This is a genomic window from Metabacillus litoralis, assembly GCF_007994985.1.
In the GTDB taxonomy this organism is placed as follows: domain Bacteria; phylum Bacillota; class Bacilli; order Bacillales; family Bacillaceae; genus Metabacillus; species Metabacillus litoralis.
On the sequence record NZ_VOQF01000033.1, the window covers coordinates 1 to 15,292 of the forward strand.

The 15,292-nt window shown below is 34.5% G+C and carries 20 protein-coding genes and 2 riboswitches; of the genes, 5 read left to right on the forward strand and 15 right to left on the reverse strand.

Features of this window, described 5'->3' with window-relative positions; translation table 11 throughout:
- From FS935_RS22705 to FS935_RS24340, 9 genes are all read right to left on the reverse strand, one after another.
- A partial coding sequence (locus FS935_RS22705) for a glycosyltransferase (protein ID WP_146950884.1) occupies positions 1 to 379 on the reverse strand: 379 nt, incomplete at its 3' end.
- Positions 380 to 402: 23 nt separating this feature from the next.
- The gene (locus FS935_RS22710; protein WP_146950885.1) at positions 403 to 1,035 is read right to left on the reverse strand and encodes a sugar transferase; all 633 of its coding nucleotides are present in this window, start codon (positions 1,033 to 1,035) and stop codon (positions 403 to 405) included.
- 633 nt (positions 1,036 to 1,668) lie between these two features.
- Positions 1,669 to 1,791 (reverse strand): hypothetical protein, encoded by a 123-nt coding sequence (locus tag FS935_RS24335; protein ID WP_275669645.1) that lies wholly within the window; start codon positions 1,789 to 1,791, stop codon positions 1,669 to 1,671.
- 330 nt (positions 1,792 to 2,121) lie between these two features.
- Entirely contained in the window at positions 2,122 to 3,015 is an 894-nt protein-coding gene (gene galU, locus FS935_RS22715; protein WP_146950886.1) for a UTP--glucose-1-phosphate uridylyltransferase GalU, read from the reverse strand.
- Positions 3,016 to 3,030: 15 nt separating this feature from the next.
- The gene (locus FS935_RS22720; protein ID WP_146950887.1) at positions 3,031 to 4,851 is read right to left on the reverse strand and encodes a polysaccharide biosynthesis protein; all 1,821 of its coding nucleotides are present in this window, start codon (positions 4,849 to 4,851) and stop codon (positions 3,031 to 3,033) included.
- A 76-nt stretch (positions 4,852 to 4,927) separates the two neighbouring features.
- Positions 4,928 to 5,089, reverse strand: a complete 162-nt coding sequence (locus FS935_RS23715) for a hypothetical protein (RefSeq protein ID WP_168714503.1) — start codon at positions 5,087 to 5,089, stop codon at positions 4,928 to 4,930.
- 441 nt (positions 5,090 to 5,530) lie between these two features.
- Entirely contained in the window at positions 5,531 to 6,232 is a 702-nt protein-coding gene (locus tag FS935_RS22725) for a CpsD/CapB family tyrosine-protein kinase (RefSeq protein ID WP_275669646.1), read from the reverse strand.
- Positions 6,222 to 6,971 carry a YveK family protein gene (locus FS935_RS22730; RefSeq protein ID WP_146950888.1) on the reverse strand — a complete coding sequence of 250 codons (750 nt, stop codon included), beginning with the start codon at positions 6,969 to 6,971 and terminating at the stop codon, positions 6,222 to 6,224. The genes FS935_RS22725 and FS935_RS22730 overlap by 11 nt, the downstream gene beginning before the upstream one ends.
- Before the next feature lie 262 nt (positions 6,972 to 7,233).
- A complete protein-coding gene (locus FS935_RS24340) occupies positions 7,234 to 7,365 on the reverse strand; it encodes a hypothetical protein (protein WP_275669647.1) in 132 nt (43 codons plus the stop codon).
- Between the two features lie 488 nt (positions 7,366 to 7,853).
- Between FS935_RS24340 and FS935_RS22735 the strand changes: the two genes are divergently transcribed.
- The gene (locus FS935_RS22735; RefSeq protein ID WP_146950889.1) at positions 7,854 to 8,294 is read left to right on the forward strand and encodes a VanZ family protein; all 441 of its coding nucleotides are present in this window, start codon (positions 7,854 to 7,856) and stop codon (positions 8,292 to 8,294) included.
- A gap of 35 nt (positions 8,295 to 8,329) precedes the next feature.
- Here the strand turns inward: FS935_RS22735 and FS935_RS22740 are convergent, their stop codons facing one another.
- Positions 8,330 to 8,539: a hypothetical protein gene (locus FS935_RS22740; protein ID WP_146950890.1), complete on the reverse strand. Its 210-nt coding sequence runs from the start codon at positions 8,537 to 8,539 to the stop codon at positions 8,330 to 8,332.
- A gap of 637 nt (positions 8,540 to 9,176) precedes the next feature.
- On the opposite strand from FS935_RS22740, the gene FS935_RS24345 reads away from it, so the two are divergent.
- Complete coding sequence (locus FS935_RS24345; protein ID WP_275669648.1) at positions 9,177 to 9,308, forward strand: hypothetical protein; 132 nt, start codon at positions 9,177 to 9,179, stop codon at positions 9,306 to 9,308.
- A 70-nt stretch (positions 9,309 to 9,378) separates the two neighbouring features.
- Positions 9,379 to 9,462, forward strand: a riboswitch (cyclic di-GMP riboswitch).
- A gap of 28 nt (positions 9,463 to 9,490) precedes the next feature.
- Here FS935_RS24345 and FS935_RS22745 read toward each other — a convergent pair.
- Positions 9,491 to 9,697: a hypothetical protein gene (locus FS935_RS22745; RefSeq protein WP_146950891.1), complete on the reverse strand. Its 207-nt coding sequence runs from the start codon at positions 9,695 to 9,697 to the stop codon at positions 9,491 to 9,493.
- A gap of 146 nt (positions 9,698 to 9,843) precedes the next feature.
- On the opposite strand from FS935_RS22745, the gene FS935_RS24350 reads away from it, so the two are divergent.
- From FS935_RS24350 to FS935_RS22750, 3 genes are all read left to right on the forward strand, one after another.
- Positions 9,844 to 9,975, forward strand: a complete 132-nt coding sequence (locus FS935_RS24350) for a hypothetical protein (protein ID WP_275669649.1) — start codon at positions 9,844 to 9,846, stop codon at positions 9,973 to 9,975.
- Between the two features lie 117 nt (positions 9,976 to 10,092).
- A riboswitch (cyclic di-GMP riboswitch) is annotated at positions 10,093 to 10,179 on the forward strand.
- Between the two features lie 21 nt (positions 10,180 to 10,200).
- A complete protein-coding gene (locus FS935_RS24355; protein WP_275669650.1) occupies positions 10,201 to 10,332 on the forward strand; it encodes a hypothetical protein in 132 nt (43 codons plus the stop codon).
- Between the two features lie 276 nt (positions 10,333 to 10,608).
- A complete protein-coding gene (locus tag FS935_RS22750) occupies positions 10,609 to 11,367 on the forward strand; it encodes an endo alpha-1,4 polygalactosaminidase (RefSeq protein WP_146950892.1) in 759 nt (252 codons plus the stop codon).
- Positions 11,368 to 11,390: 23 nt separating this feature from the next.
- On the opposite strand, the gene FS935_RS22755 is transcribed toward FS935_RS22750, so the two are convergent.
- The 4 genes from FS935_RS22755 to pelG form a co-directional block, all read right to left on the reverse strand.
- On the reverse strand, positions 11,391 to 12,074 hold the full coding sequence (locus FS935_RS22755; RefSeq protein ID WP_146950893.1) for a DUF4956 domain-containing protein: 684 nt from the start codon (positions 12,072 to 12,074) through the stop codon (positions 11,391 to 11,393).
- Positions 12,075 to 12,087: 13 nt separating this feature from the next.
- Entirely contained in the window at positions 12,088 to 12,786 is a 699-nt protein-coding gene (locus FS935_RS22760) for a polyphosphate polymerase domain-containing protein (RefSeq protein WP_146950894.1), read from the reverse strand.
- Positions 12,783 to 14,522, reverse strand: a complete 1,740-nt coding sequence (locus FS935_RS22765; RefSeq protein WP_146950895.1) for a CotH kinase family protein — start codon at positions 14,520 to 14,522, stop codon at positions 12,783 to 12,785. Before FS935_RS22765 ends, FS935_RS22760 begins: the two co-directional genes overlap by 4 nt.
- A gap of 10 nt (positions 14,523 to 14,532) precedes the next feature.
- Positions 14,533 to 15,292 (reverse strand): exopolysaccharide Pel transporter PelG (pelG, locus tag FS935_RS22770; protein WP_158638696.1); only part of this gene is annotated, 760 nt, incomplete at its 5' end.

Consider the following 15,292-nt stretch of genomic DNA (forward strand, 5'->3'; position numbering starts at 1 on the left):
TTACAACATTTTCACTTAAAAAAGTTCCACCTGTTCCTGTAATATTACTCACCTGTTTATATTTAGTTAGATTTGAAGCTATGCTACCATAAATATTAGGTTTAATTGTATAAGAGAAAATAATATCTGGTTTTAGCTCCTTCATTACTTTTATATACTTTAAAATTAAACAAAAATCAATGATTGGGTTTATTCCCCTTCGGTCTACAGGAGTTTCTATAACCTTACACCCAATGTTAACAAAGAAATTATTCTCTTCAGCTTTCGGCATCGAAATAAATACCTCGTGACCATCCCCAACGAGTTTTTTAATTAACTCTTTTCTAAAATTATATAACGTTATGAAATGATTTGATAAAATTAATATCTTTTTTTTCACGTTCATTCATCCTCACATACTACCTATTTTGTAGTGGTATCCTCGTTACTATTAAGTTCCTTTGCACAAACTCCAGTACCACCTTCTACAACTCCATCACTCTTTACAACACTAATGATAGTTCCAAAGAAACACTTTATGTCCATCCATAAGCCTATCTTCTTAACATAATCTCCATCTAACTTTGCCTTAACCTCTATTGGAAGCTCATCCCTACCATTAATCTGTGCCCATCCCGTTAGGCCTGGTGGAACGTCATTTGCACCGTACTTATCACGCTCAGTAATAAGATCATATTGATTCCACAAGGCTGGCCTCGGCCCAATTATACTCATCTGCCCAACAAATATATTCCAGATCTGAGGTAGTTCATCTAATGAGGTTTTTCTCAAGAACTTTCCCATTTTAGTAATATATTGTCCTGGGTTATCTAATAGGTGCGTTGGTGTGTCCTTAGGAGTATCAATTCTCATCGTACGGAATTTCAAAATATTAAAATGTTTTTTGTTAATTCCAACACGCCTTTGCTTGAAAAGAATAGGACCTTTTGAATCTAATTTAATTCCTACAATAAGAATTAAAAAAATAGGGGACAGTGCAATCAACCCTATCAATGAAAGAACAATATCTATTAACCTTTTAACTTTCATGTACATCTCCGTTACACTCCTTGAAAGTAAATTTAGTTTGTTAGTACTTAACTAGAACCCATTCCAACCAACTACTAACCTACTAAACTTAATCTATAATCGATATCCACCTCGTAATATCTATTCAATAAACAACATTCAATCACGAAACTTTTTCATTTTTACTCTAACTTCAACCGTGTTTCTACCTATTAAGCTACCATTCAATCAAACCTTAAAAAGCACTAAAAACACTCGAAGTCCTTATGTCACAAGGCATGTAGTCAGTTCCACCTTACCATTCAACCAACAATATAACATTAAAAGTACGGATTAAATGTCAAATACTCCTGACAACCCCATGTTAGTATACTCTCACTCACATTTAATCCATTCTAAATTATGTTATCCCATCATAAAAACGGCACAGCTCCCTCTTCATTATCCTCATCACTAACTCCACTAAGATGTTCACTACAACGAATCATCCCATCAATAAAACTCAAAATCCTATTATCTAGGTAAATTTCAACCCCATATTGACGAACATACCCTATAACACCTCTGATGAGTGATCAATATCAGTTAATGTAAGATTAGCCTCATAACTCTTCTCCAATTTGGTCCTATTAACATGACAAACATCTTCCTTAGTATTTTCTATATACCCAAAAATAAAGGAACGGCAATAGTAGCTATTATCCCTAAAATAAACATAACACCTAATAATTCAACTGGAGTTAACCCTTTATTACTAAAAAACATATTAAATCTAATATGCATCTCTACCACCACACAATATAAAATCTGTATAGACTACGAGATCAATTTAAAACTTAAAATTACCCAATAAATCTCTATTATTAGATTTAGTGCAATTTTAAAAAATCGGGCATCAAACCCAACCTCACACCATCCCACTGACAACAAAGTGTCTAAGGCCCCAAAAAACCCACAGAACAGCCGAGTGCCTCCGATGATAAAGGTAAAGGAGGCATCACCTATTGAGAAAAGTGCAATTGCCTTGATCAGACCTCGAGGGTCTAGGTCTAGGCGCTGTAGCTTGACACCAACACTAGCTAAAAAACCTTATATTTCCCTCTAAAAAAGGTTTTACTGCTTAACTTCCTCTTTCTCCACAACACTCTTCAAATATTCTAATACATCACTCTTCAAATCTTCTCTACCCAACGCAAATTCAAGAGTCGCCTTAATAAACCCAAACTTATCACCAACATCATAACGTTTCCCTACAAAATCACAAGCCATTACATGCTGTTGCACATTTAGCTCTTTAATCGCATCAGTTAACTGAATCTCTCCACCTGCACCAGGTGCTTGATTTTCTAAAATATCAAATATTCCTGGTGTTAATACATAACGTCCCATAATCGCATAATTTGAAGGAGCTTCACTAATGCTTGGTTTCTCTACAAGATCATTTACTGCAAACACATTTCCATTGTTATTGTTCTTATCAATTGAAACAACACCATACTTCGAAACATCCTGCTCTGGTACTTGCTGTACACCAATAACAGAACAATCATGCTCTTCAAACGTATCAATCAACTGCTTCAAGCAAGGATTTTCAGGGCAATGAACAATATCATCACCAAGTAACACAGCAAATGGTTCATTCCCAATAAAACGACTTGCACATGCTATCGCATGGCCTAATCCTAATGGTTCTTTTTGACGAATATAATGTATATTAGCTAATTTAGAAATTCCCTGAATTTCTTCAAGCTGCTCAAACTTACCTTTTTTCGCTAGTGTCTCTTCTAATTCATAAGATTTATCAAAATGATCTTCAATTGCTCTTTTCCCTCTACCTGTCACAATGATGATATCTTCAATTCCTGATGCAACAGCTTCTTCTATAATATACTGTATCGTTGGCTTATCTACTATTGGTAACATTTCCTTAGGCTGTGCTTTTGTTGCTGGTAAAAATCTTGTTCCTAGCCCTGCTGCAGGTATAATCGCTTTTCTTACCTTTTGCATGTCCTTCACCTCAAATTAATTAGCATTTTTTACTAGCAATTCTTCTTTCTTATTCGCTAATCCAAGTACATATTCTCTTATATAACGATTATCATATGTGTCATGATTTTCAATTAATGTACTTACTTTCCCATACTCAAATTCCACTGTTTTCCCAATAAAGATCTTAGGAAACACTTCTTCACTATGAACCTCATTCTCACCAAGAAGTTCTTCATACATCTTCTCGCCAGGTCGAATTCCAGCATATCTAATTCCGATCTCATCCTCTGTATAACCAGATAAACGAATCAGATTTTTCGCTAAATCAACAATCTTCACCGGTTCACCCATATCTAACACAAAAATCTCACCACCACGAGCAAGTGCTCCTGCTTGCATCACAAGTCTTGATGCCTCAGGAATCGTCATAAAGTACCTTGTCATATCAGGGTGTGTAACCGTCACAGGTCCACCGTTTTGAATTTGTTTCTTAAATAGTGGAATAACACTACCACGACTTCCAAGAACATTCCCAAATCGAACCGCTACAAATCTTGTATTACTTGATTTATCTAACTGTTGAATAACCATCTCTGCAATACGCTTTGTTGAGCCCATCACATTTGTTGGGTTTACTGCTTTATCAGATGAAACAAGAACAAATGTACCAACACCAAATGTATCTGCTGCTTCTGCGACATTCTTTGTTCCAAGTACATTATTCTTTACTGCTTCTTTTGGATTATATTCCATTAATGGCACATGCTTATGTGCTGCAGCATGATACACAACATCAGGCTTATGCTCGTCCATAACATCGAAAATTCGATGACGATCTTGAATATCAGCAATAACAGGAAGTATCTCAATTTCTTCCTGATATCGATTTCTGATTTCCATATCAATCGCATAAATTGAGTTTTCACCATGACCTAATAATAAAAGCTTCTTAGGCTTAAATTTACAAATTTGTCTACAAATCTCTGAACCTATTGAACCTCCAGCACCTGTTACTAAAATTGTTTTTCCCGTTACTTTTTTAGCAATGCTTTCTAAATCTAATTCAACAGGATCACGACCCAACAAATCTTCAACCTGTACATCACGGAATTGGTTAACAGCAACCTTACCAGTTACAATATCCTCAATCATTGGCATAATCTTTGTTTTTGCTTTTGTTTTGCTACATTGCTGATAAATCTTTTGAATTTCTGATTTACTTAAAGATGGAATCGCAATAATAATATGGTCAATTTGTTTATTTTCAACGATTGCTGGAATATCTTCTGTTGTGCCAAGTACAGTTACTCCATATATTTGAAGCTTTCGTTTCGATTCATCATCATCAACAAATGCTACTGGTGTTAAGCCGCTATCGTTGTTTTTTAATAATTGACGCACAAGCATTGTTCCTGCTGAGCCAGCTCCAATAATAAGTGCGTTTTTTGTTTCAGCTTGTGATTTAATAAAGCGATCTCGTACAATTCTCCATGAAAAGCGTGATCCACCAATAAGGCACATATGTAATAACCATGTGATAAATAACACACGGACATAGATATGGCCGTTAACGACTAACTGAACAGCTGCAGCTAATGCGATAGAATAAGAGATTGCCTTAACAATTGCGACTAACTCACCAACACTCGCATACTCCCATGCTTTATGATATAAACGGTAAATTGACGCGAATACATGATGACTGATCAGCAATGTAATCGAGCTAATTGTGAGCATTGATAGGGAGTAAAAATTAACATAAGGATTTAAAATAAAATAACCTATATAAATGGAGAATAGAACAATAAGCGAATCCAACCCTACGAGCATTGATACCCTCTTTGAATAACTCATTAGAATCCCTTCTTTTCACATAAATTTGTGCAAAATAAATATCTAATGAAAAAACACGATAGTTTGTGCTCTTTAATTAGACATCTATTTTCGTTTTCATTTTGCTTTCCTGCAGTCTCTTTTCTATTACATTGTTTAGCATCTTTTGGATTTCTATTAATCTTTCTAGTGGTGCATCTTGATACAGGTAACGGATCGTTTTTTTGATGGACTTTGGTAGATCTTCGAAACGGTTCATTATTTCAAGCTCCTTTCATGTATTTATAGTAGAAGGTTACATATACCTTACTGCAAAATTGAATATTCATTACAAACTACGACCAGTACTTCTTACTATCAATAAGTCATGATATAAATATGTTCTTCATAATAAACGAGTTAAATGACATCAGAAATGAGGTAGTTCTGTTATGAGGATACAGTTAGTGTCAGTTTTCTCTTTAGATGACTAAATAATAAGTTTAACCGTGCTACAAAGAAGCTTATTTCTTTTGAAGTGATAATCTGAGACTATTGCATTGCAATCTTTATCTTACAAAAATATAATTACAACAAAATACCCATTCTCTTCTGGAAAAAACCCACTAATACTTAATGCTATTTCCCTATAACAACTTGCGTACTTTAGCGTATCATAGTAGAAAACCAAAGAAAAGAGGGGTATTTTGTCGAAATATGACTATTTTCCCCCGTAGTAGTAATAATACTGACTGTCTTGCACCTTTTTGTTATTTAACACAACTCCTAATATCTTAGCCTTTGCGCTTTCTAGAAGTTCCTTCGCCTTTTTCGCAGAATCGATTTCTGTTTTTCCACTACTTACAACAAGTACAACACCATCTGCTGCATTTGATAATACCTGTGCATCAGTTACTGCGAGCACTGGTGGTGTATCAAGAATGATAATGTCATATTCATCTTTTGCTTGCTCTAACAAAGCTTTCATCCCTTTTGATCCTAGTAATTCAGAAGGATTTGGTGGAATTGGTCCACTTGATAGTACCCATAGCTTGTCTTGAGATGTTACATGTACAGCTTCTCCTAATGTTGCTTGTCTAGTTAATACATTAGATAACCCAACATGATTTTCTGTACGGAAAGTATAATGAACAGTTGGTTTACGTAAATCTGAATCGATTAGTAATACTCGTTTACCTTGTTGTGCAAAAACGACAGCCAAGTTTGCTGTTGTTGTTGATTTTCCTTCAGCTGGACCTGATGAAGTAACAATGATTGTTTGAAGTTCTTCATCAATACTTGAGAATTGGATATTTGTACGAATTGTACGGAACTGTTCTGCAATCGGTGACTTTGGGCTTGTCATTGAGATTAAGCTTCTGTTTTGTAATTGAAATAATTGTTTACGATCTTTACGAGCCAACAGACTCACCTCGCGTTCTTGGAAGTGTAGTTTTACTGTTTTGTTCTTTCATTTCGCCTTCCATATTAATTGTCGTAATTGCACCTAATACTGGAAGACCAAGTTGATTTTCGATATCTTGTTCGTTCTTAATTGTGTTATCTAAGTATTCAAGTAAAAATGCTAATCCAACTCCTGCCATTAATCCTACAACTAAGGCAATTACCATATTTAATGCTGGTTGTGGTTTAATAGGTGATGGATTTTCACCTAATTGAGCTTGTGTCAGAATACTTACGTTATCGACATTCATGATTGTTGAGATTTCTTCTTTAAACGTTGTTGCAATTGAATTTGCAATTGCTGCTGCTTTTTGTGGATCTTCATTTTGGACTGTGATGTTCACTACTTGTGAGTTTTGCTCACTTCCTACTGTAACTAATCCATTTAAAGCTCCTGCAGATATTTCAAGATTTTCCTTTTCGATGACTTTATCTAGAATTGCCGGACTTTTAATGATGACATTATATGTGTTAATTAATTGTAGGTTTGTTTGTACTTCTCCTACGTTATATGCTGCTTGCTGATCATTTTTAGATTGGTTGACTAGGATTTGTGTTGATGACTGGTAAATAGGAGTTAGGACAAAATAACTAACGATTCCGCTTGTGGCAGTTGCGATCGCTGTGATGATGATAATGAGTGAAAGACGTTTCTTTAATGTAAGAAACAGCTCTTTCAAGCTGATTGTTTCTTCCATGATAACCTCCGATATAGTGTAATCTATTAATATAGTAAGACTGTCTTATTATAAAGAAATATAGTGTACATATCTACAATTTCTTACAAAAAAGGTTGAAATCCGCCTTTTTCTTTAACTGCTATTAATTTTAGCATGAATTTGTTCATTACTTTACATTTATTTTAGGGTAAATAGTACCAGTACTGAAATGTAAGTGCTATCATTGCCTATATAATAGAGTTAATTCTATATTTAAATAACTTTCGACTTTTTTCGTCATTTATAATCCATTTGCAGCTATTGTTACTAGTGCTCCTATGATGATTGCTAGAATTGGAAATGAGTATGTGTAAAGCTTTTTCTTCAATTCTTTCTTTCTTGCCATCTCTTCTGGTGTTGTCCAATTTTCCATATTTATACCTCCTTGCCTTTCGACAAACTTTGCTCTTTCTTCTCTATTTATTATCGGAAGGTTTACTCTTATTTTCAATTTTTTTAGGAGAGGGAAATAAAGGTAGACATAAAACTCTACCATTATGCAAACTTTTTGCTCTACAATTAATACTAATAGGTAATAAGTACTGCTTTTAATTTGAATACCAACTTAATTTGTCGTTCTTTGTTGAGAACATTTTCTTTCGTTATACATGTATTACGAGGTATAATAATGGTAATATTCGGAATATTAGGGGATGATGTACTTGCCGTTATTACAATTAAAAGAAGTTTATACACCTTTTAGACTATTCGGGATTAAGATTTTCAAATGTCAGCAGAGCGGGAAACTCTATATGAAGGTTTGGAAAAGATCAATTAAACGAATGTTTGCGTAGATTCGTTTTTCAGGTGGAATAAACACACTATGTTATGACCATCATTTTAGGGTGAGGTGATAACATTATGAGAATATGTTTTTTTTGGAGTTATATTGCATTTTTATTTATAGCAACTTGTACGGAAAACCTTTCTCTATTTTTAGCAGAGCAGGATTTAATCTTCCACTTCAATGGGAATCCTCCTGTACGGGAATTTTTGAATAATGATTTCGATTTACAAGATCCTACATATGTAAGTCAGAAGCTTGGACATATCGTAAGCTTTTTCATATTAGGGGTATTAGCTTATTCTGTTTGGCGAAGTGTTTTTGTCGTGGCGATTATTTCCCTTGCAGTTGCTTTATCAACAGAGGTTGCACAGTTGTTTTTTTCACGAAGTGGTCGATTGTTGGATGTTGGCTATGATATGGCTGGCGCTTCTTTGTTTGTGGTTTTTGTCTTGGGTTATCGTTTTGTTGAATTAGTATTTAAGAAAATGCAGATTGTATTTGTGGACAGACGGTGATGGTACCGTCTGTTTTTTGTCTTGAAGCCTTGAATTCATTTTAGATAAATATGTAAGTCTGTTCCACTAATATGGCTTGCCCAGATTTTTTTGTCGAGTTTTTTAGGCTCCTTGAATTCGTCAATGAAGATCATATCTGTGTTTAGTAGGGCTGTTAGTTGTGTTAAGTTAATGGTTTGCTTTTGATTTTGATCATCATGATGAAAGATGACGTTTATTCTACCTGGTTGTGATGATGATGACATTGTTTTCACCTCTATTTTTATTGATAGGGTTTGCGTTGTTGGAGGATTTTAAACATACAACTGTTTAGGGGATTTTTGTGAGAGTTTGTTTTGAACCTTGGTTAGATATTGTTATGTTGCTGCATTCTTACTTTTACTATTATTAGAAGGGTTCTGATTTTTAAAGGTCCTTTTATTGAAGAAACAGGTTTGGGTGCTTGCATTCATGATGATTGATGATTACTATGTTGGTTAATTCCTTTGACAACTTCATTATCTTGACTGGTTTGCTTGAAACACATTTAGGACTGTTTATTGTGTTAAATTCTTTGAAATTTAATAAATCTATTTTAAACTTTTTATCTCCTAGGCCTTATTCCTTTAGGTTCGATTGTTGGACAAGGATAATACTTTTTATTTTCAATAAATAATAAGTAAACGCTTACTCTCTTTATTCCCAACGAAATCAAGTAATTTACGGGGGTAATATTTCGAATGCATACTATCTAAGTATAATGAGTTTCGACTTTCTTCTACATTGAGAACATTTTACTCCATTAGAAATGTCGGACTTTGTAGAAAAGCCTTTCTATACAATATGTCATATAAATTATACAATAAATGTATGATTTTTAGGTATAAAGGAGGTAAAGATAAAATGCCATTGTTACAGTTGAGAGAAGTTTACACTCCACTAGGTTTATTCGGCATTAAATTCTACCGTGCCGAGCAAGAACGCAATCTATATATTAAAATAGGAAAACGCAAAATAAAGAAGATGTTTTCTTAAGATAGGCTCTATCTAAACGGGGTTTTCAAGCAATAAATACATAAATTTTGACGTTGTTTCTTTTCAATATGATGAAAAAAGGCATAATCATTTAAAGATGATGACGCAAAGCTATAGGGGCCTCTGTCTATGACAAAGCCAGCCAGTTACCATCATGCAAGAAACAAATCCTCAAAGGAAATTCAAATACTTCCCATACGTTCTTCACAATCTAAGATCAACACCATTAACACACCCACAGTAATTAACCATGCTCGATCAATCGAGTTGTATCCTTTTCTCATCGCATACCATTCACATAGTAAAACAACTGCAAACAAAATCAAAAAATCCCCTATTAACTCAAGAAAATTCCATACTACATAATCCTTTATATCCTGATTTCCCAAATATGTTAAACCACCTTTACTGTTAGTTTATTCATTAGTTAGATTTATAGGACGATTCGTTTGTATATCGAATTAGATTTGTGATATTTGTCACATATTTTATAAACTAAAGAGTATATAGTTAGTTTCAAAAAAAGGGGCAAGTTATGTCTAGCAAATATTGGAATACTCCAGAGGAAACCGCTCAGTTAAAATATAGAAGGAAATCGTTATTATATATCACAGTGATTGCAGGAACGGTTTTAGCTAGCGGTCTGTTAACTTTATTGCTAAATTAAAAATATCAGTAGCTCTCCAGCACTACCATTGAGTATTTGTTTAATGGAGATCTTTGTTACATACATTACATATAGGACTTACCTCCTATTTAAAGAGAAAGTCTTTTTCCGATAATTTATATATAAAGGCAAAATCACTTAAAGGTGACGACGCAAAGCTATAGGGGCCTCTGTTTGATCAGACAAAGCCAGCCAGCTACCATCAGTTGAAAGGGAGTTTAGTTGATGTCAAGTTATGAATGGATTACACCTGAGGAAGTTGCAAGAATTAAAAAACGCAATAAGACCATCTTATATGTATCAATGCCAGTTGCGACAGTTGTTTTTACAGCGCTCGTTACGATGCTTTTGAACTAATAGATTGATGTCTGAAATGATATGCCTCTCCTAGCTGTTTTGGGAAAGGTATATTTTTTTTGCTGTGTTTTTGCTATTATGGCAAGGAATTCTTATTGTGAATACAACTTTGGTATACTATTTATTAGCTTATGTATGGGAAGTGATTGTCTGTCCCTCAGCACGTTACCGTGCTGAGGGACAGACATCGACGAGGAGGACAATACAATCAAAAAAATTATAATATATCTTCTTACTATTACATCTATCTTTTTTATAGCGAAAGGGGTGTTACATATGTTTTGGTATGATCCTTTATATGATGTTAAATCTTTTTCTATTTTCTATGGAAATCCGACTGAACAGAAGGTGGAGAACCTTAAGGAATTTGATGCGGTTATTTTGGAGCCAACCGCCTTTTCTAAAGTGGATATTACTAGTTTAAAAGAATCCGACGTTAAAGTATTCGGCTATGTAAGTCTTATGCAGCTTGAAAATTGGAATGAAGAGCTGAAGAAGCATATTGCTGATTCTGATTATGCAGAGCTTAATGGTGAACGAATTTATATTGAAGAATGGGATACATATGTGATGGATTTGCGTGAGTCACATTATCGTGATGCATTAAGGTGGAAGATAGAGAACTATGTGATAGCAAATGGACTTGATGGGGTGTTTTTTGATACGGTAGATGATCTTGACTACTATTTTCATGAAGATCAAGAAATGCAACAAAACATGAGGTCAGGTTATGTGTCTTTACTAGAGGAGTTAAAGTCAGCATACCCAGAATTATTAATTCTCCAAAATCGAGGATTTGATACACTAAAGACTGCTTCAAAGCCTTATATTGATGGTGTGTTATGGGAAGGATTTGAGGCCAGTGATTTGCAGGAAAGTGAGTGGGCAAAGACTTGGCTAAAGTATTTTAAAAAAGAGCAATTGATTGGTAAAGTGCGAGTACTTACCGTTGTCACAGATGAAGAAAGCCTGAAATTAAGTGAAAAACACCGCTTCCCTGCCTTTATGCGTACTGGCGGAACTTATCAAGAATAAAAAAATGGGGGTCTGACCCCCATTTAAACTGCGTAATCCCCGTTATATTGAACCAAGGAAACATCCTGTACACCATCAAGATCTCCTAATTTATTCATAAATGCAGTGTTATCAATCTTTAGACGAATTTCCGCAGTTATTTCCATCATATTTTTGCGGACGACCTTTGATTTAAGGGTATAATCTAGCTTTTGCAATTCACGTTTTACTTCATCATTTGCTTCCTCTGTGTAGTGAATAACAAGTAAATATAAAGTGTCTGTATGTTTTTTGCGTGATAATACAACGATTACAGCTCCGATGATCACAGCTCCTAGTAGTGTGAGGAGATATAAGCCTGCTCCACTTGAAATTCCTGCTGCAATTGCCCAAAACATAAACACAACATCAAGCGGATCTTTTATAGCTGTTCTAAAGCGCACAATACTTAGAGCCCCAACCATTCCTAGTGAAAGAACGACATTTGTACTTATCGTCATGATCACAAGTGATGTGATCATGGTCATAACTAATAGTGTGATATTAAAGCTAGGACTATATAGCACGCCTTTATACGTAAATTTGTACACACCGTAGATAAAGGAACCTGCCATAAAAGCTGTTAGTAAGCCTAGTAAAATATCAAGTGCTGCTAGGTTTCCAAACATATATTCATTTAGAAAGCTATTTTTTATCACGTCATTGAAATTTGTTACATCATTTCCCATTTGTTTCCCCTCTTTAGTAACCGTGATATTGGATTGATTTCATACGGCATAATACATATTTTGAAATCGCTGAACGATTATGAGCACCAAGCTGAAGAACAGCACGAATATATTCTGGTAAAAATTCATCATATTTCACTTCAAGAATCATTTGTGAAGGCGGTAACACCTCTGTTGAGCTATTGTTGAGATTAAATAAGTCTATTGAGTTTGAAACAACACTTAATTCCTTATCAAAGGTAATTCTCACATTACTGATGTGGCCTATATATGCTTCACGGACATAATCAACAATAACGCGTGGTCGCATATATTCACTATTAAGATAATGATAAAATTCCTTATAAAGTGGTTGCTCTTTTTCCCTCAAAAATTCATAATCCCAATCTAGTAGCTTCAGATATTCCTCTTTTGAAATTGAAACAGATGTTTTAAGAATATATTCTCCCTGTCTACTTTTCTTCTCAAGCTTTATGACTTCATCAGAATGGTTATATATCCGAATCCTGAATTTCTTTCTTCGCAAAATTCCATAGTTCTTTTGAAATAAATCATGATCATGTATATTATCAAAATAAAGACTTCTAATTAAATATCCTTGTTGATCAATTGAGTGATCATCCTGCTTTAAAATTACACCTATTTTATTTCGCAGAATCAAGTAGTCTTTTTCAGTAATATAATATTTTAATTCATGACGGAACTTCTTCATGAGCTTGCTCCTTTAGCTACAATAATTTCTTGAACACCCCAGTGAATAATCCTCGCATTGTCTTTATAATAATCAAATGGAATTTGAGTATGACCTTCTTCATCCTTTACTAATACACGCCAATAATATCGACCAGGCTTGAGGATATCTGTTTCATAGGAAAACTTCTTCACATCTTTTATATCAAGTATCGTTGACTGAAATGTTGGCTCAGTACTGATTTGAAGATGATAGGTTAAGGTATCTTCCTGCAGATCATGAGATGTTTCCCATTTGAACACATCTTGATTATTCTCCCTTTGGTAATGTAAAAATATCGGCATTGGGAATTGCAATGATTCTTTGTATAAAGCTTGATATCTTGTTGCCACTGTTTTTAGCTTGTTGTATGAGGAATCAAATTCAGAAGCTTCTATTCCTAAATATTTGAGATCTGGATTTCTCAAAGTGTAAGGCTTAACGATTGGTCGATATTCGTCAATCTTTTTAGCCATTGATTCCTCATTGATGATTGCTGTAAGTTCATCAATCTTCTTCGATAGCTTTTCTACATTTTGTGGATCTCGTAAGTAACGTTTATGAAGTACCGTTCCCCAATAACGTTGAAGCCCTAAATGCCAGCTTGGAAAATCATCTGTTCTTTCTGCATCACGACCAAGTGCTTTATCAAAATCCCACGGAATAAAATACCACTTCTCTGAATTAAGTGGACTGTATAAATAGTAATTCGTAGACATTGTGTCATAATTACCAAACATCACATTAACTGCCAGCCATGTGAGATAATTTTCTTCATTAAAGTATTTTGAAAACACTTCATTAAACGGCTTTGACATGTCATTTACATCATCTAGCATCGTAAGTAATTCCTCATGCTGTTCACTACCACTTATTTTCAACACAGATTCAAATGTTTTTTTATCATAGGTTGGATCATCTGAGAGCTTTAGTTGGTCGTGATAACGATAAAATTCAAAGTTCTCTGCTTTATACAAATGTCCATCAGGGTTAAGACCACGAGCAGCAAGTGCTTTTTCATTAAGCTGCTCTACATGTGTATAAAGACCATAATCAACAAACTCATCACCTGCATTTGGATTCGTCATATCTTTAACATGTAATTGAACAAAATCCGTTCTCAAGCTGATAAGATCGGGAATTTCTTTAAAAAAGTCAAATGCTAATTTATTACGAACTCTAGTCACATCATCTGCATGTTTATTTAAATTCAATACAGTTTGTCCATACCATAACCCACCGTTATCACTTAAGCGGATTTTATAGGATTTCTGTGCTTCAAGACGACTAGAGCGCCCTCTTAACTCAATACTTGCATTGGGAGACGATTTCCCTAGATCAATAAAACCACTCTTTTCAGGCCCTTTATCTGTTCCTGTTTCAAATAAAATGTTCAGCTTTGGTCCATCATCTAGATTACTATATTCTTTATATGATTCATTTAATTCATAAAAACTAATGTCGTTATCTGGTACACGATTTTGATCAAAAACTGTTATATAAACATGCTTCACTTTATTGCCATCATGACCTTCGTACACACGCTTATCCTCAACAAGTGAATCCTCAGTTTTTTCCACCTGAGTAGTCGTGCTGTTTTGCTTCGTAGCAGCATTTTGCTGATTGGTAGGAGCTGTTGAGTAACTCTTCATCACCAAAAGAAGGATAAAAACCGCAATCACGGCTAGTGATGTTTTAAAATATGGTGGTTTTTTCATGCTGATCCTCCTATTCTTCAAGACTACCAAACCTCTTTAACAGCCGCTCAATCCTCGTTATTTTTTCTTTATAAACAATTGGCTGCGAGCAGAATGTTGTATAATCAATTTCGTTTAATCTAGAGATCAAAATGCGACAGCCCAGATATAAACTAATAATCGCTGCAACAAACATGCCTCCTCCATATTGATTAAACAATCCCATAAAAAGCAGGGTAAAAAGAAAGCTTAATGTTGTGTACGAACCGATGAGCCAAAATGCCGCCTTTTTTTCATCAAAATAAAGCAGGATGAGAAAGAAGGTAATGATTAAGCTAAGAAACCATGTTCCTAACACAACAATCATGAATATATCAATTTGATCTTGCGTCATTCCGAGAAATGGTAGAAAGCGTACACCTAAAAATAGAAATGCGACTGCTACTAATAGTTGCACCTGTGACATAAACAGAATCTCATGCTTTAACACTCGATACATTTCGTTTTTGGCATTTTCAATATCCTGCAGGGGAAACCCATTTAAAATGCGGCCATAATATTTTTTATACGCTTCATAAAATGTGGTTTCAACAGTGACCATAAATAAGATGAGTGCAGGCAAAATACTTAAATAAGCATAAAACACAGGCGTATCATAATAAGGCGCCATCACAAACGTTTCTTCGACAATGAGTTTGCGGTCGCCGAACCAAACAGCTAAATTATGTGCATATAAGCCAACATAATAAAATAGCCCGATAAAAAATAAATAAGGATGTTTTTCAAGATAC

What these genes read in the sequence shown, in the direction of transcription:
- FS935_RS22735 (WP_146950889.1), top strand. Translation starts at nt 7,854, where the DNA reads ATGAGAATATGTTTTTTTTGGAGTTATATTGCATTTTTATTTATAGCA.
- FS935_RS22760 (WP_146950894.1), bottom strand. Translation starts at nt 12,786, where the DNA reads ATGAAGAAGTTCCGTCATGAATTAAAATATTATATTACTGAAAAAGAC.
- FS935_RS24335 (WP_275669645.1), bottom strand. Translation starts at nt 1,791, where the DNA reads ATGCATATTAGATTTAATATGTTTTTTAGTAATAAAGGGTTAACTCCA.
- FS935_RS23715 (WP_168714503.1), bottom strand. Translation starts at nt 5,089, where the DNA reads ATGAACCGTTTCGAAGATCTACCAAAGTCCATCAAAAAAACGATCCGT.
- FS935_RS22730 (WP_146950888.1), bottom strand. Translation starts at nt 6,971, where the DNA reads ATGGAAGAAACAATCAGCTTGAAAGAGCTGTTTCTTACATTAAAGAAA.
- FS935_RS22720 (WP_146950887.1), bottom strand. Translation starts at nt 4,851, where the DNA reads ATGAGTTATTCAAAGAGGGTATCAATGCTCGTAGGGTTGGATTCGCTT.
- galU (WP_146950886.1), bottom strand. Translation starts at nt 3,015, where the DNA reads ATGCAAAAGGTAAGAAAAGCGATTATACCTGCAGCAGGGCTAGGAACA.
- FS935_RS22750 (WP_146950892.1), top strand. Translation starts at nt 10,609, where the DNA reads ATGTTTTGGTATGATCCTTTATATGATGTTAAATCTTTTTCTATTTTC.
- FS935_RS22765 (WP_146950895.1), bottom strand. Translation starts at nt 14,522, where the DNA reads ATGAAAAAACCACCATATTTTAAAACATCACTAGCCGTGATTGCGGTT.
- FS935_RS24350 (WP_275669649.1), top strand. Translation starts at nt 9,844, where the DNA reads ATGTCTAGCAAATATTGGAATACTCCAGAGGAAACCGCTCAGTTAAAA.
- FS935_RS24355 (WP_275669650.1), top strand. Translation starts at nt 10,201, where the DNA reads ATGTCAAGTTATGAATGGATTACACCTGAGGAAGTTGCAAGAATTAAA.
- FS935_RS24345 (WP_275669648.1), top strand. Translation starts at nt 9,177, where the DNA reads ATGCCATTGTTACAGTTGAGAGAAGTTTACACTCCACTAGGTTTATTC.
- FS935_RS22740 (WP_146950890.1), bottom strand. Translation starts at nt 8,539, where the DNA reads ATGTCATCATCATCACAACCAGGTAGAATAAACGTCATCTTTCATCAT.
- FS935_RS22710 (WP_146950885.1), bottom strand. Translation starts at nt 1,035, where the DNA reads ATGTACATGAAAGTTAAAAGGTTAATAGATATTGTTCTTTCATTGATA.
- FS935_RS24340 (WP_275669647.1), bottom strand. Translation starts at nt 7,365, where the DNA reads ATGGAAAATTGGACAACACCAGAAGAGATGGCAAGAAAGAAAGAATTG.
- FS935_RS22755 (WP_146950893.1), bottom strand. Translation starts at nt 12,074, where the DNA reads ATGGGAAATGATGTAACAAATTTCAATGACGTGATAAAAAATAGCTTT.